Origin of the sequence: Pectobacterium nicotianae (assembly GCF_023272715.1) — a bacterium.
In the GTDB taxonomy this organism is placed as follows: domain Bacteria; phylum Pseudomonadota; class Gammaproteobacteria; order Enterobacterales; family Enterobacteriaceae; genus Pectobacterium; species Pectobacterium brasiliense.
In genome coordinates this window covers 1,417,095-1,440,840 of the sequence record NZ_CP096821.1, presented here as the reverse complement: position 1 = coordinate 1,440,840, position 23,746 = coordinate 1,417,095, and the positions used below count along the sequence as shown (strand labels likewise).

At 52.6% G+C, this 23,746-nt stretch carries 19 protein-coding genes; 11 read left to right on the top strand and 8 right to left on the bottom strand.

Features of this window, described 5'->3' with window-relative positions; translation table 11 throughout:
* Positions 1–110: 110 nt before the first annotated feature.
* Genes pstB through MYB54_RS06385 form a run of 3 tightly spaced genes read right to left on the bottom strand, consistent with a single transcriptional unit; the run spans position 111 to position 4,765 of the window.
* Positions 111–926 (bottom strand): phosphate ABC transporter ATP-binding protein PstB, encoded by an 816-nt coding sequence (pstB, locus tag MYB54_RS06395; protein WP_039284638.1) that lies wholly within the window; start codon positions 924–926, stop codon positions 111–113.
* 15 nt (positions 927–941) lie between these two features.
* The gene (gene pstA / locus MYB54_RS06390; RefSeq protein WP_205593475.1) at positions 942–2,588 is read right to left on the bottom strand and encodes a phosphate ABC transporter permease PstA; all 1,647 of its coding nucleotides are present in this window, start codon (positions 2,586–2,588) and stop codon (positions 942–944) included.
* Complete coding sequence (locus MYB54_RS06385) at positions 2,585–4,765, bottom strand: ABC transporter permease subunit (protein ID WP_248721690.1); 2,181 nt, start codon at positions 4,763–4,765, stop codon at positions 2,585–2,587. The genes pstA and MYB54_RS06385 overlap by 4 nt, the downstream gene beginning before the upstream one ends.
* A gap of 217 nt (positions 4,766–4,982) precedes the next feature.
* Between MYB54_RS06385 and ppk1 the strand changes: the two genes are divergently transcribed.
* The 4 genes from ppk1 (at position 4,983) to MYB54_RS06365 (ending at position 9,447) form a co-directional block, all read left to right on the top strand.
* The gene (gene ppk1, locus MYB54_RS06380; RefSeq protein WP_248721689.1) at positions 4,983–7,055 is read left to right on the top strand and encodes a polyphosphate kinase 1; all 2,073 of its coding nucleotides are present in this window, start codon (positions 4,983–4,985) and stop codon (positions 7,053–7,055) included.
* Complete coding sequence (gene ppx / locus MYB54_RS06375) at positions 7,055–8,590, top strand: exopolyphosphatase (RefSeq protein WP_119871875.1); 1,536 nt, start codon at positions 7,055–7,057, stop codon at positions 8,588–8,590. The genes ppk1 and ppx overlap by 1 nt, the downstream gene beginning before the upstream one ends.
* A 229-nt stretch (positions 8,591–8,819) precedes the next feature.
* Complete coding sequence (locus MYB54_RS06370) at positions 8,820–9,008, top strand: YjfB family protein (protein WP_014916146.1); 189 nt, start codon at positions 8,820–8,822, stop codon at positions 9,006–9,008.
* A 223-nt stretch (positions 9,009–9,231) separates the two neighbouring features.
* The gene (locus MYB54_RS06365) at positions 9,232–9,447 is read left to right on the top strand and encodes a YfgG family protein (protein WP_248721688.1); all 216 of its coding nucleotides are present in this window, start codon (positions 9,232–9,234) and stop codon (positions 9,445–9,447) included.
* A 289-nt stretch (positions 9,448–9,736) separates the two neighbouring features.
* Here MYB54_RS06365 and MYB54_RS06360 read toward each other — a convergent pair whose 3' ends face one another.
* Positions 9,737–10,162, bottom strand: coding sequence for an organic hydroperoxide resistance protein (locus tag MYB54_RS06360; protein ID WP_010285606.1), 426 nt, complete (start codon positions 10,160–10,162; stop codon positions 9,737–9,739).
* Between the two features lie 187 nt (positions 10,163–10,349).
* A complete protein-coding gene (locus MYB54_RS06355) occupies positions 10,350–10,799 on the bottom strand; it encodes a MarR family winged helix-turn-helix transcriptional regulator (RefSeq protein ID WP_014916149.1) in 450 nt (149 codons plus the stop codon).
* Positions 10,800–11,017: 218 nt separating this feature from the next.
* On the opposite strand from MYB54_RS06355, the gene mgtE reads away from it, so the two are divergent.
* On the top strand, positions 11,018–12,496 hold the full coding sequence (mgtE, locus tag MYB54_RS06350) for a magnesium transporter (protein WP_014916150.1): 1,479 nt from the start codon (positions 11,018–11,020) through the stop codon (positions 12,494–12,496).
* Positions 12,497–12,575: 79 nt separating this feature from the next.
* Here mgtE and galK read toward each other — a convergent pair whose 3' ends face one another.
* Both galK and galT read right to left on the bottom strand, forming a co-directional pair.
* Complete coding sequence (gene galK, locus MYB54_RS06345; protein WP_248721687.1) at positions 12,576–13,739, bottom strand: galactokinase; 1,164 nt, start codon at positions 13,737–13,739, stop codon at positions 12,576–12,578.
* A gap of 9 nt (positions 13,740–13,748) precedes the next feature.
* A complete protein-coding gene (galT, locus tag MYB54_RS06340) occupies positions 13,749–14,789 on the bottom strand; it encodes a galactose-1-phosphate uridylyltransferase (RefSeq protein ID WP_248721686.1) in 1,041 nt (346 codons plus the stop codon).
* 464 nt (positions 14,790–15,253) lie between these two features.
* Between galT and galR the strand changes: the two genes are divergently transcribed.
* The 3 genes from galR to MYB54_RS06325 all read left to right on the top strand — a co-directional run bounded on the left by galR (position 15,254) and on the right by MYB54_RS06325 (position 18,377).
* Complete coding sequence (gene galR / locus MYB54_RS06335; RefSeq protein WP_039274381.1) at positions 15,254–16,264, top strand: HTH-type transcriptional regulator GalR; 1,011 nt, start codon at positions 15,254–15,256, stop codon at positions 16,262–16,264.
* Between the two features lie 487 nt (positions 16,265–16,751).
* Entirely contained in the window at positions 16,752–18,059 is a 1,308-nt protein-coding gene (locus MYB54_RS06330) for a maltoporin (RefSeq protein WP_010285616.1), read from the top strand.
* Positions 18,060–18,227: 168 nt separating this feature from the next.
* A complete protein-coding gene (locus MYB54_RS06325; RefSeq protein WP_161797834.1) occupies positions 18,228–18,377 on the top strand; it encodes a hypothetical protein in 150 nt (49 codons plus the stop codon).
* Positions 18,378–18,644: 267 nt separating this feature from the next.
* Here the strand turns inward: MYB54_RS06325 and MYB54_RS06320 are convergent, their stop codons facing one another.
* A complete protein-coding gene (locus tag MYB54_RS06320; RefSeq protein WP_039284607.1) occupies positions 18,645–19,727 on the bottom strand; it encodes an ABC transporter ATP-binding protein in 1,083 nt (360 codons plus the stop codon).
* A gap of 491 nt (positions 19,728–20,218) precedes the next feature.
* On the opposite strand from MYB54_RS06320, the gene MYB54_RS06315 reads away from it, so the two are divergent.
* The 3 genes from MYB54_RS06315 to MYB54_RS06305 all read left to right on the top strand — a co-directional run bounded on the left by MYB54_RS06315 (position 20,219) and on the right by MYB54_RS06305 (position 23,716).
* The gene (locus MYB54_RS06315) at positions 20,219–21,451 is read left to right on the top strand and encodes an extracellular solute-binding protein (protein ID WP_039284604.1); all 1,233 of its coding nucleotides are present in this window, start codon (positions 20,219–20,221) and stop codon (positions 21,449–21,451) included.
* 87 nt (positions 21,452–21,538) lie between these two features.
* Positions 21,539–22,855, top strand: coding sequence for a sugar ABC transporter permease (locus MYB54_RS06310; RefSeq protein WP_010300993.1), 1,317 nt, complete (start codon positions 21,539–21,541; stop codon positions 22,853–22,855).
* 12 nt (positions 22,856–22,867) lie between these two features.
* Positions 22,868–23,716 carry a sugar ABC transporter permease gene (locus MYB54_RS06305; protein WP_014916158.1) on the top strand — a complete coding sequence of 283 codons (849 nt, stop codon included), beginning with the start codon at positions 22,868–22,870 and terminating at the stop codon, positions 23,714–23,716.
* Positions 23,717–23,746: the final 30 nt, after the last annotated feature.

Below are 23,746 nucleotides of genomic sequence, written 5' to 3'. Positions count from 1 at the left end.
TCAAAAAATTTGCGCGCATTTTATCATCAATTTTTCAAATGGCACGGACAATTGATGAACGGTATCCATAATTTTTTTAGGTCATTTAAACGCGGCGGTCTGATGAAATTTCACCCAAAGCGCCCGGTAATATAATCCTCCGTACGCCGCTGCGTCGGAGAGGTAAACAGATCGTCAGTACGGTTGTATTCGATCAGTTTGCCCTGATTGATAAACGCGGTGTAATCCGACACGCGAGCGGCCTGCTGCATGTTGTGCGTCACCAGCACCAGCGTGAAATGCTGCTTTAGCGTTCCCATCAGTTCCTCGACAACCAGCGTCGAAATGGGATCGAGCGCGGAGGTCGGTTCGTCCAGCAGCAACACTTCCGGTTCAATGGCGATCGCCCGGGCGATCACCAAACGCTGCTGTTGCCCGCTGGATAGCGTTAGCGCATTATCGCTCAGACGATCCTTTACCTCATGCCACAGTGCCGCCGCACGTAGCGCACGCTCAACGGCATCATCCAGAAAGCGGCGATCGCGTAGCCCCTGCAATCTCAGGCCATAAATCACATTTTCATAGATCGACTTGGGAAACGGATTCGGTCGTTGAAAAACCATACCGACCCGACGGCGCAACGTGGCAACATCCAGCTGTGGGTCATTGACAGGCATACCGTTCAGCCAGATATTGCCTTCAGTGCGGCAGTCATCCACCAGATCGTTCATGCGGTTAAAGCAGCGTAACAGCGTGGATTTACCACAGCCCGACGGCCCAATCAGCGCCGTCACCTGATTCTTCGGAATGCGAATCGAAATATCGTTCAGTGCCTGCTTGTCGCCATAGTAAAGATTCAGATGTTCCACGGTTAACGTCGTCTGCTCATCACTCAGTTGATGAACATCAGGCAGCGGTGCCATCTCCTTTTGTGTCATAAATCCCATAACTTCATCCTACTTTCAGAGTGATAACGAACGATATTTCTCACGCAGAACATGGCGAATCCCAATCGCTGCAAGGTTCAACCCAACAACAATCAACACCAGCAGCAGTGCGGTGATGTACACCAGCGGCCTTGCCGCTTCGACGTCCGGGCTTTGGAACGCCAGATCGTAGATTTGGAATCCCAGATGCATAAATTTTCGCTCAAGATGCAAATAAGGGAAAATGTCATCAATCGGTAACACCGGCACCGACTTCACCACGCCGACCAACATCAGCGGCGCGGTTTCCCCTGCGGCACGTGCCACGGCGAGGATCAAGCCCGTCATCATCGCAGGAACCGCCATCGGCAGCACGACGTGCCACAGCGTTTCGGCTTTGGTGGCCCCTAACGCCAGTGAACCATGGCGCACAGACATCGGAATGCGCGACAGCCCTTCTTCCGTCGCCACAATCACCACCGGCAGCGTCAGCAGAGCCAGCGTCAACGACGCCCACAGCAGCCCCGGCGTACCAAACGTCGGATTCGGCAGCGCCTCGGAATAGAACAGCTGATCCAACGTGCCACCGATGAGATAAACAAAAAAGCCTAACCCGAACACGCCGTACACAATGGAAGGGACCCCAGCCAGATTGACCACGGCAATCCGCACCCAGCGCGTTAAGCTATTTTTCCCCGCGTATTCATGCAGATAAACCGCGGCGATCACCCCCAACGGCATCACCACGATGGACATCAGCACCACCATCAGCACGGTGCCAAAAATGGCAGGGAAAAGGTGGCCCGCGCTGTTGCTGTCCGGCGAATAGTGCACCAGCATGTATTTCGCCTGAGCGCCCCAGTGGCTGGCTTTTTCCCACAGGCTCATCGCGTTAGGGTACCAGGCCTGTTCAATGTCCCTGAGCGGAATAAGATGGATGCTGCCGTTCGCGTCCCGCAATTGCACAGTATCGCGATTAATGTCCAGATTGAGTGAGGTTAGCTGGCGCGACAGCTCATCAAAGCGGCGTTGCAGTTCGATACGTTCAGCCTGAAGGCGGGCTAACGCCTGATTATCCAGCGTCTTGGCCTGCTGCCGCTTTTTCTCTTCCAGCCGCAGCGTCTCAAACTGCTGGTTGATCTTCGCCATCTCCCCCATACGGATGGCCTGCGTCTTCGCAAGCAATCCCTGCACCTGCTCAACGCGATGCTCTAAGGTGGCGGGGAGATCCGTTGCCACCAGCGGCTGCTCGCCCTCCAGCATGCCAGCCAGATAACCATAGGCAGTGCCATTGTTCGTCCGCTTCAACACCAGAATGTCGGCGGGTTTATCAAAGCGGACAATGTCGCGTGACAGCAGCGTGCGAAAGCTCTGCCCATGAATTTCGCGCTGGCCAATTTTGATCAAATAGCGTGTTTCAGCGTCCTCAGGCGAAGAAGACAAACCAGCCTGTTCCAGTTGTTGGCGCGACAGCGTCTGCTCGGCATAAATTTCCCCTATCAGCGCACGTTGCGTACCCTGTTCCGGCTGTAACGTCAGCAGCCAGACGGGCTGTGGCCACAGGTAGCGCATGCCCTGCCCGGCCAGCAGTACGATAATTGCCAACATCGCCAGCAGGCTAATGGAAATTGACGATGCGGTCAGCCACACCCAGGGCCTTCCCGAACGGAACCAGCGCTTCACGCGTTTTCTCCTTCATCACGGTAGCGTTGGCGTAAGCGCTGCCGGATAGTTTCAGCCAGCGTATTCACGATGAACGTGAAAACAAACAGCGTTAATGCCGTTAAGAACAGCACCCGATAGTGGCCGCTGTTCGTCACCGCTTCCGGCATTTCAATAGCGATATTTGCCGCCAGCGAACGCAGCCCCTGGAGCAGACCTTCATCCATAATCGGTGTGTTGCCCGTCGCCATGAGCACAATCATGGTTTCCCCCACGGCGCGGCCAAAACTCAGCATCAGCGCAGCGAAAATCCCGGCACTGGCAGACGGCAGCACGACGCGCCACAGGGTTTGCCACGCCGTCGCCCCCAGCGCCAGCGATCCCTGACTTAAACGAGCCGGTACGCTGAACAAAGCATCCTCCGCTAGCGAAAAAATCAGCGGGATCAGCGCGAAGCCAAGAGCAACACCCGCCACCAGCGTATTGCGTTGCACAAAATCATCACCCAGCCACTGGTACAGCGGTTGCCCCAGTACCCAAATCTCCATTCGCGGCGCAAGCCAACAGCCGACCACAAATGTCAGCAAGATCGTGGGAATGAGGAATAGCACGTCCCAGCCCGCAGGGAAACGGGCGCGCCAGCGCGTCGGCAGGCATTCAATCAGCCAGCCGCAGCCGAGCACGGCCAGCATCCATAAAATCGGCATGACCAAAATCGCGGACAGATAGGTCGCAAAATGCGGAGCCAGCCAGATAGCCGCAATCAAACCGACAACCACCGTCGGCAGCGCACCCATGATTTCCAGCGTGGGTTTAATCCAGCGTCGCAGCGTTGGCGACATAAAGCAGGCGGTATAAATCGCAGCGGACAGCGCCAGCGGCGTGGCAAACAGCATGGCGTAAATCGCGGCCTTCATCGTGCCCAGCATCAGTGGCATCATGCTGAATTTGGCCTGATAGCTGTCGTCCGCAGACGTGGATTGCCAGATATAGGCAGGCTCCGGATAGTTCTCGTACCACAACTTTTGCCACAGCCCGCGCCAGCCAATATCAGGATACGGGTTATCAACCTGATAGCGATGCCAGCCCTGTGCCGTTTCAACCAGCAAAGCTGAACCGCGCGGCGAAAACGCCAGCTTTTGTGCATGAGCCGCTAGTGTCTGCGTCAGCAACGCATGCGACTGCTTGCTGGCAAACAGCGACAGCTCACCCTGTGCGCTCAATGTGGCAAAGACGCGCCGCTGCATTTCCGTTGCCAACAACACCGACTCGCCCGTAACGTGCGGAAACTGACGAGTCTCTGTCAGCGTCGCGCCCTTTTCGCCCGGAACGTCAAACCATTGACTAATCCGCCCGTCAGCAGCCTGCACCAGCAGCGATCGTCCACCGGACAACAGCGCCAGATGCAGCGGTTCCGCCAGCTGCAACTGGCGCTCTTCCCGCAGCGTCAGCGCGTTCGCCCCCACCTGCCATAGCGTTAATGTCTTACCGCTGAGCAAATACACCTGCTGCCCGTCTGGCGTCAGCAGCAGTTGATTAATCGTACCCGCCGGAAGCGTAATCTGTGCCCGTTGCCGCACACCGCTTTGATCAATATCAGCGATGATCAACGCATTTTCCTGCCCGATCGCCGCCACAACAACCTGCTTTTCACCTACTGCCGCCACGGCCAGATGACGCAGCGGCTGCGCAGGTAAACCCAGCGAATAGACCTGCTCACCCAGCGGATAATCCCAGACAGGGGAACGGTTTTCCGTACGCGATAACATACGTGACAATATAGGCTGCACGAAAACCAAACGGCCATCAGGCTGACTCAGGGCATAAACCTGTCGCTCACCCTGACTCTGCGCCAGTAAGCTCAGCGCGGGAACCAGTTGAATACGCGACATGGGCTGATTTTCCGCAAACGGAATAAACTCGCCATAGCCCTGACTGTCAATGCGAAACCCGATTTGCCCGTTGTCGCTAAGCCCCAGCGCCAGCGACGGTTCTGCACCGTGGCGTGGCACCGTTTTTTGGCCATTAACGGTGGGCGAAAGGAACAGTGGCGTCACCACATACAGGAGATAGAAGAAAATTAACAACAGCATAGCCAGCACCAGCAGCCCACTGCCCGCAACAATGCGGTGAACCAAGCGATCGATCCACGCTCGCCGACGATCCCGATACTGTGATGTGTTGCCTGTGTTTACCATTATTCTCGCCGTCAGAGTGAAGCCGCCAGAGTCGTGTTGCTAACGTATTGCGGGTAGCATATGTTGCCTTTACGCCCATAATATGACAATGGTAAGTCTGTCTATGAATTAGATTTTATCGTCATCAACACGCCATAATGTTGTTGTACCCTATCTCCACAACGGAAGGGTATGAATATTGGATGAACCTTCAGTACATGAGTTGAGCGGAGTGACAATGGGTCAGGACAAACTCTACATAGAGAAAGAATTAAGTTGGTTATCCTTTAATGAACGAGTACTTCAGGAAGCAGCAGATAAAAGCAATCCGTTAATCGAACGCATGCGCTTTCTGGGCATTTACTCCAGCAACCTTGATGAATTTTATAAAGTCCGTTTTGCCGATTTGAAAAGACGCATTCTGATTAATGAAGAACAAGGTCTGGACGGCAATCTGCGACACCTGTTAGGCAAAATTCAGGCGCGTGTTCTCAAAACCGATCAAATCTTCGATAGCCTGTACAACGAACTGCTGCTGGAGATGGCGCGTAACCAGATTTTTCTGGTCAACGAACGTCAGGTTTCCCCGAATCAGCAAGAGTGGCTGAGAGATTATTTCCGGCAATATCTGCGCCCGCATATCACGCCAATACTGATCTTTGACGAAACCGATCTGGTGGAGTTCCTGAAGGATAACTATACCTACCTTGCCGTCGAGATTATTCGTGGCGATGAGATCAATTATGCTCTGCTGGAAATTCCTTCGGATAAAATACCACGCTTCGTCAACCTGCCAGCGGAAGCGCCGCGCCGTCGTAAGACCATGATTCTAATCGATAACATTCTGCGTTACTGTCTGGATGATATCTTCAAGGGCTTCTTTGATTATGATGCGCTGAACGCGTATTCCATGAAGATGACGCGCGATGCAGAATACGATCTGGTGACGGAAATGGAATCCAGTCTGCTGGAGCTGATGTCTTCCAGCCTGAAGCAGCGCCTGACCGCCGAACCGGTACGATTCGTTTATCAGCGCGACATGCCGGACGCGATGGTCGCCATGCTGCTTGATAAACTGGGCATCTCTTCCTATGACTCCGTCATACCCGGCGGGCGTTACCATAATTTCAAAGACTTTATTTCTTTCCCGAACGTCGGACGCGCCAATCTGGTCAACAAACCGTTGCCCCGTCTGCGGCACACTGGTTTTAACCAGTTCCGCAATGGGTTTGATGCGATCCGTGAGCGCGATGTGCTGCTCTATTACCCGTATCACACCTTCGAGCACGTATTGGAACTGCTGCGACAAGCCTCTTTCGACCCTAACGTGCTGTCCATCAAAATCAATATTTATCGCGTCGCCAAAGACTCGCGCATCATTAATTCGATGATTCATGCGGCGCACAACGGCAAGAAAGTGACGGTCGTGGTCGAGCTACAGGCGCGCTTCGACGAAGAGGCGAATATCCACTGGGCCAAGCGCCTGACGGAAGCTGGTGTACACGTTATTTTCTCGGTGCCAGGGCTGAAGATTCACGCCAAGCTGTTCCTGATTTCCCGCCGCGAAGGGGAAAACATCGTGCGTTACGCGCACATCGGCACCGGTAACTTCAACGAAAAAACCGCCCGTCTGTATACCGACTATTCGCTGCTGACTGCCGACGAACGCATTACCAACGAAGTCCGCCGCGTCTTCAACTTCATTGAAAACCCCTACCGTCCGGTCAGCTTCGAGCACCTGCTGGTGTCACCGCAAAACTCCCGCGACAAGCTCTACCAATTGATCGATACCGAGATCGAAAATGCGCTGGCGAATCGTGATGCAGGCATTACGCTTAAGGTAAATAATCTGGTGGATAAAGGGCTGGCAGAAAAGCTGTATCAGGCTTCCTCTGCGGGCGTAAAAATCAATCTACTGGTACGTGGCATGTGTTCACTTATCCCTAATTTACCGGGGATCAGTGAAAATATTCAGGTCATCAGTATTCTTGACCGCTATCTGGAACACGATCGGGTGTATGTCTTCAACAACGGCGGGGACAAGAAAGTCTACCTCTCTTCCGCAGACTGGATGACACGCAACATTGATTATCGCATTGAAGTCGCAGTGGAAATCCTGGATCCCATTTTGAAAAACCGCGTGCTGGAAACGCTGGATATTCTGTTCAGCGATACGGTGAAAGCCCGTGTCATTGATAAAGAGTCCAGCAACCGCTATGTCTCACGCGGCAACAAGCGTAAAGTACGCGCGCAAAATGCCATTTACGACTACATCAAGGCGTTGGAGCAACCTGGAGATAAGCCTGAATAATGCCGTTAACGAACAATGAAAAAACCGAGATAAAGCCGCAAGAATTCGCGGCTATCGACCTGGGCTCCAATAGTTTTCACATGGTGATCGCACGCGTGGTAAACGGAGCGCTTCAGGTATTGGGACGTTTAAAACAGCGGGTCCATCTGGCCGATGGGCTGGACAGCAAAAATGTGCTCAGCGAAGAAGCCATTCAGCGCGGTCTGAGCTGCCTGGCGCTGTTTGCTGAACGCCTGCAAGGCTTCCCGGCAATGAACGTTTCTATCGTCGGCACGCACGCGCTGCGTCAGGCGGTCAACGCGCAGGAGTTTCTGCGCCGCGCGGCGGATATCATTCCCTATCCGATAGAGATCATTTCCGGCCATGAAGAAGCCCGCCTGATTTTTATGGGCGTGGAGCATACGCAGCCGGAAAAAGGCCGCAAGCTGGTCATCGATATCGGTGGCGGTTCTACAGAGCTGGTCATCGGTGAAGATTTCGAGCCGATGCTGGTGGAAAGCCGTCGAATGGGGTGCGTCAGCTTCGCACAGCAGTTTTTCCCGAATGGTGAAATTAGCGAAGCCAACTTCAAGCGCGCTCGGCTGGCTGCGGCACAAAAGCTGGAGACGCTGTCCTGGGAATACCGTATATACGGGTGGAAATTCGCCCTCGGCGCGTCTGGAACGATCAAGGCCACGCATGAAATTCTGGTGGAGATGGGAGAGAAAGACGGCCTGATTACTCCCGAACGACTGGAAATGCTACGCACGCAGATCTTGCAGTTTAAGCACTTCAAAGCGCTGAGCCTGCCGGGCCTGTCCGAAGACCGTCAGTCGGTGCTGGTGCCCGGTCTGGCTATCCTGTGCGGTATTTTCGACGCGCTGGCGATCAAAGAACTACGCCTGTCCGATGGCGCGCTGCGTGAAGGCGTGCTGTACGAAATGGAAGGACGTTTCCGCCATCAGGATATTCGCATCCGTACCGCGCAGAGTCTGGCGACCCATTACAATATTGACCGTGAGCAGGCGCGACGCGTGCGGGAAACCACGCAGCAGCTTTATGCACAATGGGCAGAACAAAATCCTAATCTGGTGCATCCACAGCTTGAGGCTATCTTGAACTGGGCTTCCATGCTGCATGAGGTTGGATTGGGCATTAACCATAGCGGTATGCACCGTCATTCCGCCTACATTCTGCAAAACACTAACCTGCCCGGCTTCAATCAGGAACAGCAGCTTGTGCTGTCCATGATCGTGCGATTGCACCGTAAAGCGATCAAGCTGGAAGAATTGCCGCGGTTAAACCTGTTCAAAAAGAAACAGTATTTGCCCATGGTGCAGCTCCTGCGCCTTGCCACGCTGTTGAATAACCAGCGTCAGGCAACGACAACGCCGGAATCGCTACGGCTGCATACCGATGACAACTACTGGACGCTGACGTTCCCACGCGACTTCTTTACCAATAACACGCTGGTACAGCTGGATTTGGAACGGGAACAGGAATACTGGCAGGACGTCACCGGCTGGAAGCTGATGATTGAGGAAGAGAAAACCTGATTGGTGAAAACGTTACGTGGAAACCCGAGCCTACGCCGAACAGTACCGTGGCGAAAAATTGTGCAACTGTGCTGGCCGGTGAAGCCCGGTTAACGTAAAGTTTACAGGGATAGGGCCGATACCAAAATGATGGCTGGCGAGAATTTTCACCAACATCATGCGACCTCGGCGGAAAGATACGCTTCCTTTCATGCCGGATATGGATCCACTCAGTGTTAAGGAGAGTAAAATGGATGTATCACAGATTTCATCATTTGCTACCGACCTCAGTACTATGCGTACCAGCAGTGAGGCCAGTGCGCTTATGGTGAAAAAAGCGATTGATAATCAAGAAGCTGTCGTCTCCGGCATTTTGAAGGCATTACCACCTCTGCCAGCAAATCCGGCGATTGGGCGTAACGTCAATACCACGGCGTAATCCCTTGCACCACACAACCCGCTTATCCATTTTTGAGCGGGTTTTTGGTGGCCCTTCCCGTCCCCTTATTCTTCCCCCTTCACGCTTCCCTTTATGCTTATACCGAACGTGCGAAAACCGAAATCGGTCATCATATTTTTCACATCAGCAGATTGACCTCGCCTACCGCTTGTGCCTAAATAAACAACAGCGAATGTTCGCTTTCACAGAGGATTAACCGGTAATGTCCACGCTTACCCATAAACGACGATTATCGATACGCCCGCGACGAAGTGGCTCTCGGATCGCCCGTGCCGTTTTACTCATCAGCTTTATTATTCTTTTAGGTCGCTTTGCTTACTCCACCATCACCGCGTTTGGTCATCACCAAGACAAACAGCAGCAGTGTGCCGAACAATTACTGCTTCCTGCCAACGTACTCGTCAACCAGAAAGAGTAGCGCTTAACCAACCGGTCTCTTTTTTCTTATATTCTATTTTTCTTCATCAGGCTTACTGCCTTAGTTTTCTCGTGCCCGCTATTTTACGCCCGTACTCGTTACCTATTCAGACGAGATGTCTGTCATAAAAAAACGTCGGGAACGTTTTTCAACGTTGCGTAGCAACGGCCCGAAGGGTGACGGATGAGGATATCCGCCATAAAAAAACGGCAGTGCGAATCTTCGCAGCCACCGTTTTTATCAATCAATCGAGTTCCTCGATCAATCATGTACTGACTTCAAGCCGGACTTAGACGATAGTCAGGGTCACATCGATGTTGCCGCGCGTTGCATTGGAGTATGGGCAAACGATATGCGCTTTCTGCACCAAATCTTCAGCCACCGCGCGATCCAGGCCAGGCAGGGAAATTTTCAGTTCGACTTCAATACCAAATCCTGTCGGGATAGCACCGATGCCTACGCTACCGTTTACCGTGGTATCAGCAGGGACAGCGATTTTCTCACGCGCACCGACAAACTTCATCGCGCCAAGGAAACAGGCAGAATAGCCCGCAGCAAACAGCTGCTCTGGGTTCGTCCCTTCACCGCCTGCACCACCCAGTTCACGTGGGGTCGTCAATTTAATATCAACCGCTTTATCGGAAGACACCGCACGACCATCACGACCACCGGTAGCTTGAGCATGGGCAACGTATAATACTTTTTCAATAGACATAATGTGACTCCAGATAGTTAGGGAATGGCCTAAGGCAATATAGATTCTGCTCAGGCTTTAATTACATAGTGAAAAATTAAATAGCGAACTACTTATTTGCATAAAGAAAACCACGTAAAAACAGACTACTTAACAAATATAACGCTGTCTGACGGGCTGCGGATGCACAAGGCAACCGCCAGCATTTTCAAAGATGCCCAATCAGATTCTTACGCAGCGTCTCTAAATCTTTTTTGATCGTCTGTAACTGGTCAAGATGGCATTCCGTCGCGCAAAACACGCTTTCAGGAATCGCTTTCGCCTGTTGCTGAAGTGCTCGCCCTGCTTCGGTTAAACCAACCAGCACCTGACGCTCATCTTCTGTTCCCCGGTTACGCACGACTAAGCCTGCGCTTTGTAACCGCTTGAGCAACGGCGTTAGCGTGGCGGAATCGAGATACAGACGCTCGCCCAGTTCAGACACCGTCAAACCATCGCGCTCCCACAACACCAGCATGACCAGATATTGGGGATAGGTCAGATTCAGCTCAGACAGCAAACGACGATACAGTTTATTCATCGCCAGATTGGCTGAATACAGTGCGAAGCACAGTTGTCCATCCAGTTTGTAAGCGTTGTCGTTCATCGTCTCTGCCATCGGTATCGGTTACGTTTCTGGAATTGACTATATATCGCCAAAAACTAAATAGCAAGCGATTTAATAATTCATTAGATAAAAAGCTGCATCAAAAACACATTTGGGCACTATCGCACACCTTTCAGACTGCGATTCGCCAGTAATCCTATTCTTAATCTACTGATTTTGCGCTACGTTTAATAAAACACGGATAAAAAACAGATCGAGCATAAAACATTATGTCGAGTGTAAAAAAACTTACCGACCTCCGTCGCCGCATCTCCCTTCTACTGTTGGAAAACAAAGAACTGGTTGAAGACATTATCAACCGGCAACCGCGCGTTACGGAACGCGATGACGCCACGTTGGGCGACAGCGCTGCATTAAATAACAAAATCAGACTGCGTGAAAAAAGCATCCTGCTCGATCAAACCGCAGAAATCAGCGAGCTTATCATCGGGCTGCATGCCGCTGACCTTGCCGACATGCTGGAATCTTTACCACAGGATGAACGACTGGCGCTCTGGCGGCTTATTCCTGTAGAGAAGCGCGGCCGCGTGTTGATTGAGGCCTCTGACAGCATTTCTGACGATCTGATCGGCGACATGCAGGACAAGGAAATCCTGAGAGCGGTTAGGATTCTGGATGTTGATGAGCAGGCTCAGCTGTCTCGCCTCGTCCCCCGCCACCTGCTGGGCAGAATACTGACCTCGCTTGAGCCGAAGCAGCGCGCGCAGCTACGTGCCGCCATCAATTATGATGAAGACTGCCTCGGCCACATGATGGATTTCAAGCTCATCACCGTGCGCGCCGATGTCACACTCGCGACCGTACAGCGCTATCTGCGCTACCGTAAAACCATCCCCAATTCCACCGACAAACTGTTCGTTACCGATCGCAAAAATACGCTGATCGGCGAGCTGTCGCTGGCCAGCATTCTGCTCCACTCGCCTCAGGCTCTGGTTAATGACGTTATGGACGATCAGCCGTTGAGGTTCCAGCCCGAAGATAAAGTCGAAGAAGCCGCAGGGGCTTTTGAGCGTTACGATTTAATTTCCAGCGCCGTGGTCGATAGCAAAGGGAAACTCATGGGACGTCTGACGATTGAGGATATCCTCGACGTCGTGAACCGAGAAAGCGACAGCAGCCTGCGGCGTTCAGGGGGGTTAACGCCTTCTGAAGACGTCTACGCGCCCGTGTATAAATCATTCCGCAATCGCTGGGCATGGCTGGCCATCAATCTGTGTACGGCGCTCATCGCCTCGCGGGTTATCGGCCTGTTTGAGCACACGTTATCCCATTTGGTAGCGCTGGCGACACTCATGCCGATTGTCGCCGGAATTGGCGGGAATACGGGTAACCAGACGATCACCATGATCGTGCGTGCACTGGCGTTGCATCAGCTGGAACACGGCAAAAAATCATACCTGCTGCTTAAAGAATTAGGCGTTGCGCTGGTAAACGGGGTGATATGGGGCACGATTATGGGTGTGGTGACCTTCCTGCTCTATGGCAGCGCCGCGATGGGGGGCGTGATGATGCTGGCGATTCTGTTGAACTTGCTGCTCGCCGCGCTGATGGGCGTCGCTATCCCACTGATCATGATGAAACTCGGCCGCGATCCGGCCGTCGGCTCCAGCGTAATGATTACGGCCATTACCGATACTGGCGGTTTCTTTATCTTCCTCGGGTTGGCAACGCTGTTCCTGCTGCCTTAAACATATGCCATGTAAAACACATGAAATGTAAAAAGGGCTTTAATCAAAGCCCTTTTCGCTCACCTTTCTCAATCTGGACTTAACTTACGCGACCCGCGCCGCCGGATGCCTGACACAGATAGATGGACGGCTGAAGGCCGGTGCGCGCCGGATATTCCCGTTCAATCACCTGTTTGACTTCATCCGTCAGCGCCGAGGGGATAAGGGCGACAATACAGCCACCGAAACCGCCGCCGGTCATACGCACACCGCCCCGCTCACCGACATACTCCTGAATCAGATCCACCAGCGCATCGATTGGCGGCACGGTAATTTCAAAATCGTCACGCATGGAGACATGCGATTCTGCCATCAGCGTAAACAAACGGTGTGCATCCTGACGCGCCAGCGCATCAGCCGCTTCCAGCGTACGGCGGTTCTCGGTAATAACGTGTCGCGCACGGCGTACCGCTACTGGATCCAGCCCCTCGATTCCCGCTTCAAACTGTGCCAGTGAAACATCACGCAGCGCCTTGACGTTAAAGTGACGCGCCGCCGCTTCACACTGCTGGCGTCGCGTGTTGTATTCGCTGTCCACCAGCCCACGGCGCACGTTAGAATTCACGATCAGGACGTCAACGCCGTCGAGCATACGCACAGCGCGCCCTTCCAGAGAACGGCAGTCGATCAACAGCGCCTGACCAACACGCCCTTGAGCGGAAATAAACTGATCCATAATGCCGCAGCTACAGCCGACAAAATCGTTTTCCGCCTGCTGGCCGTTCAACGCCACATCCAACTGGCTGATATCCAGATTATTCAACTCTTTGAACGTCTGCCCTATCGCCACTTCCAGCGAGGCCGAAGAACTTAGCCCTGCACCAGAAGGCACATTACCGGAGACCACCATATCCATGCCGGTAAGCGGCAGGCCACGCGCCTGCAAAAACTTCACCGTTCCACGGATATAGTTCGCCCAGGTGTAGTCCGGGTGAGGCACGATCGCTTTGGCAAGATCGAATTCATCCCGCTGGTTGTCAAAGTCCACCGCGACCACCCGCACAATGCCATCCTGACGTACTGCCGCGCTGACTACCGTCTGGTAATCAATAGCACAAGGCAAGACAAAGCCATCGTTATAGTCGGTATGCTCACCAATCAGGTTGACCCGACCGGGAGCCTGAATAGCCGCGTGCGGCGCATAGCCAAATAATCGGACAAAAACAGACTCGGTTAACTGACGTAGAGAATCAATACGGCTCATAAAATGACCTCAAATTTGCTCACGAAAATGGATATCACTCACGCTGCGTAAACGTTCAGCGGCCTGCTCTGCCGTCAGATCACGCTGTGTCTCAGCCAGCATTTCATAGCCGACCATAAATTTGCGCACGCTGGCGGAACGTAATAACGGGGGATAAAAATGGGCATGCAGCTGCCAGTGTGCGATGTCATCGCCCTTAAACGGCGCACCATGCCACCCCATCGAATAGGGGAAGGAACACTGGAACAGGTTGTCATAACGGCTGGTTAGCTTTTTCAGGATCAGCGCCAGATCGTCACGCTGAACGTCATTGAGCTGTGGTAATCGCTGCACAGCGAACTTGGGCAGAACCAGCGTTTCAAACGGCCACGCCGCCCAGTAAGGGACAACCGCGAGCCAGTGCTCCGTTTCCACCACAATGCGCGATCCGTCGGCCTGCTCGCGGCGAGCGTAGTCCAGCAGTAGCGGCGAACCGTGGCGGGAGAAATAATCGCGTTGCTGCTCATCCTCACGCTGTACTTCGTTCGGCAGAAAATCGTTAGCCCAAACCTGCCCGTGCGGATGGGGATTGGAGCACCCCATCATCGTCCCTTTATTCTCAAAAACTTGAACCCACGGATACCGTTTGCCCAGTTCTTCAGTCTGATCGCTCCACGTATCGATCACCGCTTTCAGCGCTGGCAGCGAAAGCTGTGGCAGACTTTTACTGTGATCGGGAGAAAAACAGATGACACGGCTAACGCCACGGGCTTGCTGCACGCGAAAAAGCTCGTCGTCGCCCGATGGTGCATCCGGCGTGTCCTCCATCAGAGCCGAAAAGTCATTCGTAAAAACAAAGGTGCCCTGATAGTGCGGGTTGATATCGCCAGTAATGCGTTTATTGCCCGCACACAGATAGCAGGTCGGATCGTAAGGCGGTGGCGTGGCGCGATCGGGTTCATCCTGCTGCCCCTGCCAGGGGCGCTTGGCACGATGCGGAGAAACAAGAATCCATTCGCCTTTCAGCGGGTTAAAACGGCGATGCGGATGTTCAGTCGGCTCAAACTGCATAAGCTATTCCTCAATACAAAACACAAATTCGGTACAACCGCGGCACCATCCGCAACCCATTGTATGGCGCTAACAGTCCGTCAGAGATCTGGGAGAGGCATCAGGTCAGTCTGTAAACTCAGCCAGAAAAACCCCTTAATGTAATCAGTTTCACTATATGGCATGGATAAAACAGCTGTAGTAATGCTGAATAACGATAGTCAGCTATCGTTTAACTGCCATATAAGTGTAATCGGTTACCCTAAATTTAAACCTCAGCATGGTATTTTGGAAGAGAGAAATGACCGATGATTGTTGATAGCGATCACATAAGTACGGTCTGGATCAAAAAGGCAAGGTGGTCGGATAGGTAACATCCCCCAAAAACCTGTACATTTATAAATATAAGTAATCGATTTTTTCTTTTAACTTGCGAGTTGGGCTGCGTTCCGCCTCACCACGCATTTGACCGCTCAGGAATGCCAATGGCCACAATAAAGGATGTTGCTCGTCTATCAGGTGTATCAGTCGCTACGGTTTCGCGCGTGATTAATAACTCACCCAAAGCCAGTACCGCCTCAAGGGAAGCCGTACACAAGGCCATGGCGGAGCTGCAATATCATCCGAACGCCAATGCCAGAGCGCTCGCGCACCAAAGTGCGGAGACCATGGGGCTGGTTGTCGCGGATGTGTCCGATCCCTTTTTCGGGACAATGGTGAAATCTGTCGAACAAATTGCCCAGGCAACCGGCAACTTTTTGCTCATTGGTAACGGCTATCACAATGCCGAGCAGGAAAAGAAAGCCATTGAGCAGCTAATTCGCCACCGCTGCGCGGGGCTGATCGTGCATGCAAAAATGCTTTCAGATGAGGAACTGGCGGCGCTAATGAGCCACATTCCTGACATGGTGCTCATCAACCGTACGTTACCCGGTTATGAAAACCGCTGCGTTGCACTCGACGATCGCTATGGCTCCTGGCTGGCAACGCGCCATTTAATTCAGGAAGGGCATCAGCGAATCGGCTTTCTCTGTTCTAATCACCAAATTTCTGACTCCGCCGACCGCCTGCAAGGCTATGTGGATGCGCTGCAAGAGCACGGCATCGCACGGGATGAACGCCTCATTGCCCGCGCCTCACCGGACGAAGTGGGCGGTGAATCCGCCATGATGGAATTGCTGAGTCGGGGCGGCAACATGACGGCGGTGGTGTGTTACAACGATTCCATGGCCGCAGGTGCCCTTTCTGTCCTGAGCGATAACAGCATCAGCGTACCGCAAGATATGTCGGTAGTTGGGTTTGATGACGTATTGATCGCCCGCTACCTTCGTCCTCGCCTGACGACCGTGCACTATCCAGTTTCCGCCATGGCAATTCAGGCGGCAGAATTAGCCATCGCGTTATCCCACGGCAAACAGCTCAGTGAAACCACGAACATGTTTAGCCCGACGCTGGTACGCCGCCATTCTGTCAGCCCCCCAGCCCGTAAGAAATAACCGCCTTTTATCATTCAGCTTGCCCGATACGTTGCTCTTTCGCATCAGGCAAGCACGACATCATTGTCCCTTTCCGCACTTACACGCCCTGTTCTGTATTTCTCTTCCGCAGACTCTCTTTCACTATTTTTCTGAAATGTTTCCTACTCGGCATCGCATCATGCCTTTTATGTAACGTCACCGATTCTGACATAAAAAATTTTTATGCTGCATTTTAACCGTACAGGCAAAACGTGTAACCAGTTACACATCATTACACAGCAAATAACACCTAGATAGTTCTGATAAATAATCAAAATACCCTCTGTAATATCGTTACATCAGTGTAAATATCGGTGTAACTATTTTGTATTTTGTGAGAACAATCATGTCACGCACCATTTTATTCCCCCATAATCCTTCGCCATGAGTGGAAGCGTTTTACCTCCGTTCACGTCATGTTATTTGGAACATCCACATTCTTACCCGAATAAGCGAAAGGTATATTATGAAAAGAAAACTGCTGACAACATCCATTGCGCTGAGTTTGGCAATGCTGGCAAGCCCTTCTTATTCTGTTGATTTTTCAGGGTACTTCCGTTCTGGCGTGGGGGCTTCAAACCACGGGAAACAACAGGCAGCCGATAAAAACTATGTAGGAAGATTAGGTAACGAAGATGACACCTACGGTGAAATCCAATTAGGGCAGCAGCTGTATAACGAAAATGGGAAAACGTTTTACTTTGATAGCATGATTTCCATGTTCTCTAACGGCTCGAACGATAATGAAACGACAAAAAATGACGATGCCGAGTTTGGTTTGCGCCAGTTGAACCTTCAGGCAAAAGGCTTTGTGCCTGGCCTGCCGGATGCCACAGTATGGGCGGGGAAACGCTACTATCAGCGTCATGACTTGCACATCATCGATACCAAATACTGGAATATCTCCGGTGCGGGTGCCGGGATCGAAAACGTCAAAGCCGGTGAAGGTGCATTCTCGTTTGCCTGGATCCGTGCCGATGCTGAAAACATGAACGTCGACTGTGGCAACAGCATTAACAGTCAGGAATGTCAAACCAGAACAGATACCTACGACGATCTGAATATCAACTATCTGGACGCACGCTATGCGGGCTGGAAGCCGTGGGACGGTGCGTGGACGGAGTTCGGTATCTCCTACGCGATGCCAAATGAAGCGGACACACAGAAAAATATCTTCCTCGCGGAAGGGCAAAAATTCGATCCTAAAAACTCGATGATGATCACGGGTGAGCTCAGCCACTACTTCTCTGGCCTCAAATCCAACCAGAAACTGGTGCTGCAATATGCAGACAAAGGGCTGGCACACAACATGGTCGATCAGGGTGGCGGCTGGTATGACGTCTGGAGCATTAACGACAGTGCTAAAGGCTACCGCGTCATTCAGGCCGGTGATCTACCGATCACGGATAATATTTCTCTTAGCCATGTTCTGACGTACGGTAAAGCGGATGAAATCAGCCGCTGGCGCGACAGCACAGAATTATTGTCTGCGGTAGGTCGCGGCCAATACGCCTGGACCAAGAACCAAAAAACCTATCTGGAAGTGGGTGCGTATCAGAAAAAGGATAGCTGGAAAGCGGGTACAGAAACCAAGTACAGTGGTGAGAAATATACGCTGGCACACGCCTTCAGCGCTGATATTCCCATGATGACACGCCCGGAACTGCGCTTCTTCGTGTCTTACCAAAACCGTGGAAATGAAAACCGCAACACCTTCAACGACGCTCGCAGCAATGCCGTGAACTTCGGTATTCAGGCAGAAGCCTGGTGGTAATACCGCACTAACCCTCAGCTCGACGGGCCCATCATTCCCGTCGGGTATTTCCCAAAAGGCCTTCTACCGAAGGCCTTTTTCTATTGCGGATATATCCGCTATAACATTCTCACTGCTTTATGTTTGATAGTATGAAAGTTTCGTGCGTGTTAACTACCGAGCAAATCTGTGCTGTCATCACACGCCCGACAAGGCGCGCTCAATCGCCGCAGCGCCTTGACCACTGGCTTCTCGGCGCTAATTGCGTCGCTACGCGATACCTTCGGCGTGCGTGACCGCTATTCGGACCGTCTGCGACGCGTTTACTCGCCCCATTAATGGGACTCGCCCTTCGGGCCAGCACAAGTGCTGTTCAAAAACGTCTCTGACGTTTTTGTCAGACGCGGCACTGCCTTTCGCGGCGTCCATGCCGCTCACCCGGCGGCCACGCCCACCTCAGCGCAATTTTTTACGCATGGAACACACAGAGCAGCGACATATTTCGTAATAGAGGATTTATAAATGTCAGAATTAGCGCCCGATAAGGGCGCTGTTTATGTTTAGAAGGGATTTGGACTATTGATATTCAGCGATGCAGCCACTCAGCTACGCGCTAATTCGCAGGCCATCGGCGTTAAACACCAGACAGTTATTGGGTGAGAAGAAAACCTCAATGTGTTCATACGGCTTGAAGGCGCTGTCGCCTGCCAGCAGAAGCTTGAAGTTATCAATGCCACAGCATTGGCCGAACAGGTAGGTGCTGTTGCCTAAGCGCTCGACAACCTCGCAGCCGAATGACAGGCGAATTCCCTCACCTTCCGGCGACACGTGTTCCGGCCGCAGCCCCAGCGTGACCGTACTGCCAACGCTCAGTTCACCGGTGCGGATCGGCAGCTCAAGCTGTAGCTGATCGGCGATATTCACCGTCAGGCTATCCGGCGTCCAATCGATAACCTGCGCAGGCAGGAAATTCATTTTTGGCGAACCGATAAAGCCCGCGACAAACTGGTTAACCGGATGATAATAAAGCTCCATCGGCGATCCCACCTGCTCGACTTTACCGTAATTCATGACCACGATTTTATCGGCCAGCGTCATGGCTTCGACCTGATCGTGCGTCACGTAGATCATCGTCGTTTTCAATTCCTGATGCAGTTTGGCGATGTGCAACCGCATATCCACGCGCAGTTCCGCATCCAGGTTCGACAGCGGTTCGTCAAACAGGAACACTTTCGGGTTACGCACGATGGCGCGCCCTATCGCCACACGCTGGCGCTGACCACCGGATAGCTCTTTCGGTTTGCGCTCCAGCAGGTGAGACAGTTGCAGCGTCTTCGCCACCATCTCGATCTGGTGCTTAATCTGGTCTTTCGGGACACCATTCACGCGCAGGCCGTAGCCCATATTCTCAGCGACGGTCATGTGTGGATACAGCGCATAAGACTGGAACACCATCGCCACGCCACGGTGAGCAGGGGCAACATCATTCACCACTGCCTCATCAATCATGATTTCACCGCCTGTGACATCTTCCAGCCCGGCAATCATTCTCAGCAACGTCGACTTACCACAGCCAGACGGCCCAACAAAAACGGCGAACTCTCCATCGGCAATCGTCAGATTCACATCGTGAAGCGTAATCGTTTTGCCAAAATGCTTACTCACTCTATCCAACTGGATCGACGCCATAACGGTAACCTCTTGATAATTTTGCTTTTCAGGATATAAGCGCTGAGTCACAACGGCCCGGTGGTCGTCTACTCAAAATGGCTCGGTAGCCCTTCCAGACGCATTAGCATCCAGCCAGGTTTACCTGCACGCTGGTCATAATTGCAATATAACAGCATGGTGTAACCGTTTGCACAAACAGGGGGTTACTTTTGTGCATAAGATCACAGCCTTTACATGTTTCGCTGGCAGACGTGGCGCACTCTGCTTAATGTAATCGCCATTGGTGTAACCGTTATCCTAGTTTGTGGAGAACGCGTAATAAAGCCTCAAGCGCCACACAGCGACGATCGCCAAACAACGTGTACTGTTAGATGCCTCATTCCCTGCGGTGTACTGCCGTGTGATGTAACGTTACACAACATCGCACAGAGACAGCAAAAACGGCGAAAGCGGAAAGTACGCGACGATTTCCTACCATGATGGGCCCACCAGGGCTTTGAGGACTAATGATGAAAATGAAAACACTGACCACCGTCATTATGATTTCACTGGGTATCACCGGTGTACTCAGCAAATCAGCGCTGGCAGCCGACAAAGAACTTCTGGTATGGGAAGATATCAAGAAATCCGACGGCATCGCCGACGCGATCAAAGCCTTTGAAAAACAGAATAATGTCAAAATCAAAGTGCTAGAAACGCCCTACGCACAGCAGATTGAGAAACTCCGTCTGGATGGCCCGGCAGGAATCGGCCCAGATGTGATCGTGATGCCACACGATCAGGTCGGGACTGCCGTGGTTCAGGGATTGATTAGCGAACTGAAGCTGGATCAGACATTCCTGTCGAGTTTCACCAAGCCAGCACTGGAAGCCCAGACCTATAACGGTAAGCTGTACGGCGTGCCGAAAGCCGTTGAAACCACCGTGCTGGTGTACAACAAAGATCTGATGCCACAGCCGCCAGAAAAATTCGACGACCTGTTCACCTTTTCCAAGCAGCAACGTGCGGAAGGCCGTTACGGCCTGCTGGCGAAATTTGACGAGATTTATTACGCCTATGGCGTCATCGCTGGAATGGGTGGCTACATTTTCGGGCAGAACAGCAACGGTTCACCGAACGTAAAAGACATCGGTCTGGATAAACAAGCCACCATCGATGCCGTCAACTACATCAAGAAATTCTACGCCGATGGCCTGTTCCCGCCGGGTATCGTCGGTGAAACCGGTGCTAACGCCATCGACTCCCTGTTTACCGAGAAAAAAGCCGCGGCCGTCATTACTGGCCCGTGGGCATTCCAGCCGTACAAAAACGCGGGCGTAAACTATGGCGTCGCGCCACTACCGCTGCTGCCAAACGGCGAGCATCCACGTTCGCTGCTGGGCGTGAAAGGCTACAGCATCTCCACCTACTCCAAAAACAAAGAACTGGCGCAGAAATTCATTGAGTTCATCAATCAGCCTGAGTACGCAAAAGTCCGCTTCCAGTTAACCGGTGAAATCCCACCGATTGCTGCGCTGGTTGACGATCCGCTGATTAAGGACGATGAAAAATCCCGTGCTGTCGCAATCCAGTCTGGCTATGCCGTTCCTATGCCGAGCGTACCGGAAATGCAGGAAGTCTGGACGCCAGCAAACAGCGCGCTACAGCTGAGCGTGACCGGTAAGCAGGACACCAAAGCGGCGCTGGAATCTGCCGTGAAGATTATCAAAATGCAGATCGAAGCTAACCACAGTAACCAGTAATCCCCCGCACCACCGTGGGTCAACATGGGATCCCTTGTCATCCCCAATCGATTTCGGGATGCGAGGGAGCCTCATGTTTTTAAGAAAATGGAGGTAGATGTGACCGTCAACGCCAGCGGCCTTACGCCACAAGAAAGAGGATGTCGCCACGCCAGAACGGCTGTATTGCTGGCGCTCGTCCCCGGACTCGGACAGATTTATAATCGCCAGTTCGTCAAAGGCGCGCTTTTCTTTATCGTCATGGCCTGCTTCATCGGCATATTCCATGATTTCCTGCGAAACGGTGCCTGGGGGCTCATCACGCTGGGCACCGAGCTGCCGCGCGATCACTCTATTTTTCTGCTGGCAAAAGGCATTATCAGCGTGATCGTCGCCGCTTTTGGCGTCGGCGTTTACTATCTCAGCCTGCGCGATGCTTACGTGTGCGGAGCCAGACGCGATAAAGGTCTGCCGTTGAACAGCGTGAAGAAGCAATATCAGATGCTGCTGAGCGAAGGCTTCCCTTATCTGATGATCACGCCCGGCTTCATCCTGCTGGTCTTTGTCGTGGTTTTCCCGATTATTTTCGGCTTTTCCATCGCCTTTACCAATTACAACCTCTATCACACGCCGCCCGCCAAGCTGGTCGACTGGGTAGGGATGACGAATTTTATCAACATCTTCCGGCTCGATCTCTGGCGTTCGACGTTCTTTGACGTGCTGCAATGGACGGTGATTTGGACGCTGATTGCGACCACACTTCAGTGCGCCGTAGGCATCCTGCTGGCGATTTTGGTGAACCAGAAAGGCCTGCGCTTTAAGCCGCTGATCCGCACCATCCTGATTCTGCCGTGGGCGGTGCCGGGTTTCGTCACTATTCTGGTTTTCGCAGGGATGTTTAACGAAACGTTTGGCGTGATTAATAACGGCATTCTGGCTGCATTGGGGATTGAGCCTAAAGCGTGGATGACCGATCCGTTCTGGACCAAGACCGCGCTGATTCTGATGCAAACCTGGTTAGGCTTCCCGTTTGTGTTCGCCATGACGACGGGAGTATTGCAGGCGATTCCTGACGATTTGTACGAAGCCGCGACGATTGACGGAGCCAGCAGCTGGTACAAGCTCACCACCATCACGCTGCCGCTGGTGCTCTACTCCATTGCACCCATCATCATCACGCAGTACACGTTCAACTTTAATAATTTCAACATCATCTATCTGTTCAACAACGGTGGACCAGCGGTGATCGGCTCCAACGCGGGCGGGACGGATATTCTGGTGTCCTGGATTTATAAGCTGACCATGTCTTCTTCCCAATATGCGATCGCAGCCAGCATCACCATTCTGCTGTCGATTTTTGTCGTGGGCGTCGCGCTGTGGCAGTTCCGCGCCACCAATTCCTTCAAACAAGACAACATGGCATAGGAAAACGCGCAGATGAAAAAACACAGCGTTAAACGCCAGAATTTTATCAAACTCGGCCTGACCTACCTGTTGCTGACGATCGTGGCGATCATCATTATTTATCCGCTGATCTGGACGGTAGGCGCGTCGCTGAACCCCGGCAACAGCCTGCTCAACACCTCGATCATCCCGGATAACTTCTCCTTCATTCACTATGAGGAGCTGTTTAACGGCCAGATTGACTACGCTGCGTGGTACTGGAATTCGATGAAAATCAGCTTCCTGACCATGATTCTGACGCTCATCAGCGTCAGTTTCACCGCGTATTCCTTCTCTCGCTTCCGCTTTCGCGGCCGCCAGAACGGGCTGATGCTGTTTCTGCTGTTGCAGATGATTCCGCAGTTCTCTGCCCTGATCGCCATTTTCGTACTGGCGCAAATGCTGGGACTGGTGAACAGCCATATCGCTCTGGTGCTGGTTTACGTCGGCGGCATGATCCCGATGAATACCTATCTGATGAAAGGCTATCTGGACGCTATTCCAAAAGATTTGGATGAGTCCGCGCGTATGGACGGCGCGGGTAACTTCCGCATCTTTATCGAGATCATTATGCCGCTGTCCAAGCCGATCATCGCGGTAATCGCCCTGTTCTCGTTTACCGGTCCGCTGGGTGATTTCATTCTCTCCAGCACCATCCTGCGCACGCCGGATCAGTACACGCTGCCCATCGGGCTGTACAACCTGGTCTCGCAGAAGATGGGCGCCAGCTACACCACTTACGCCGCGGGTGCCGTGCTGATCGCGGTGCCGGTCGCCATTCTTTATCTTTCATTGCAAAAGTACTTTGTCTCCGGCCTGACCTCAGGCGGAACCAAAGGGTAATTACTCCACATCTGTACAAATTCCAGGAAC

Bases quoted from the DNA above. Each gene is read 5' to 3' on its own strand.
- pstB (WP_039284638.1), bottom strand. From the start codon at position 926: ATGGGATTTATGACACAAAAGGAGATGGCACCGCTGCCTGATGTTCAT.
- MYB54_RS06385 (WP_248721690.1), bottom strand. From the start codon at position 4,765: ATGGTAAACACAGGCAACACATCACAGTATCGGGATCGTCGGCGAGCG.
- ppk1 (WP_248721689.1), top strand. From the start codon at position 4,983: ATGGGTCAGGACAAACTCTACATAGAGAAAGAATTAAGTTGGTTATCC.
- ppx (WP_119871875.1), top strand. From the start codon at position 7,055: ATGCCGTTAACGAACAATGAAAAAACCGAGATAAAGCCGCAAGAATTC.
- MYB54_RS06370 (WP_014916146.1), top strand. From the start codon at position 8,820: ATGGATGTATCACAGATTTCATCATTTGCTACCGACCTCAGTACTATG.
- MYB54_RS06365 (WP_248721688.1), top strand. From the start codon at position 9,232: ATGTCCACGCTTACCCATAAACGACGATTATCGATACGCCCGCGACGA.
- MYB54_RS06360 (WP_010285606.1), bottom strand. From the start codon at position 10,162: ATGTCTATTGAAAAAGTATTATACGTTGCCCATGCTCAAGCTACCGGT.
- MYB54_RS06355 (WP_014916149.1), bottom strand. From the start codon at position 10,799: ATGGCAGAGACGATGAACGACAACGCTTACAAACTGGATGGACAACTG.
- mgtE (WP_014916150.1), top strand. From the start codon at position 11,018: ATGTCGAGTGTAAAAAAACTTACCGACCTCCGTCGCCGCATCTCCCTT.
- galK (WP_248721687.1), bottom strand. From the start codon at position 13,739: ATGAGCCGTATTGATTCTCTACGTCAGTTAACCGAGTCTGTTTTTGTC.
- galT (WP_248721686.1), bottom strand. From the start codon at position 14,789: ATGCAGTTTGAGCCGACTGAACATCCGCATCGCCGTTTTAACCCGCTG.
- galR (WP_039274381.1), top strand. From the start codon at position 15,254: ATGGCCACAATAAAGGATGTTGCTCGTCTATCAGGTGTATCAGTCGCT.
- MYB54_RS06330 (WP_010285616.1), top strand. From the start codon at position 16,752: ATGAAAAGAAAACTGCTGACAACATCCATTGCGCTGAGTTTGGCAATG.
- MYB54_RS06320 (WP_039284607.1), bottom strand. From the start codon at position 19,727: ATGGCGTCGATCCAGTTGGATAGAGTGAGTAAGCATTTTGGCAAAACG.
- MYB54_RS06315 (WP_039284604.1), top strand. From the start codon at position 20,219: ATGAAAATGAAAACACTGACCACCGTCATTATGATTTCACTGGGTATC.
- MYB54_RS06310 (WP_010300993.1), top strand. From the start codon at position 21,539: ATGGAGGTAGATGTGACCGTCAACGCCAGCGGCCTTACGCCACAAGAA.
- MYB54_RS06305 (WP_014916158.1), top strand. From the start codon at position 22,868: ATGAAAAAACACAGCGTTAAACGCCAGAATTTTATCAAACTCGGCCTG.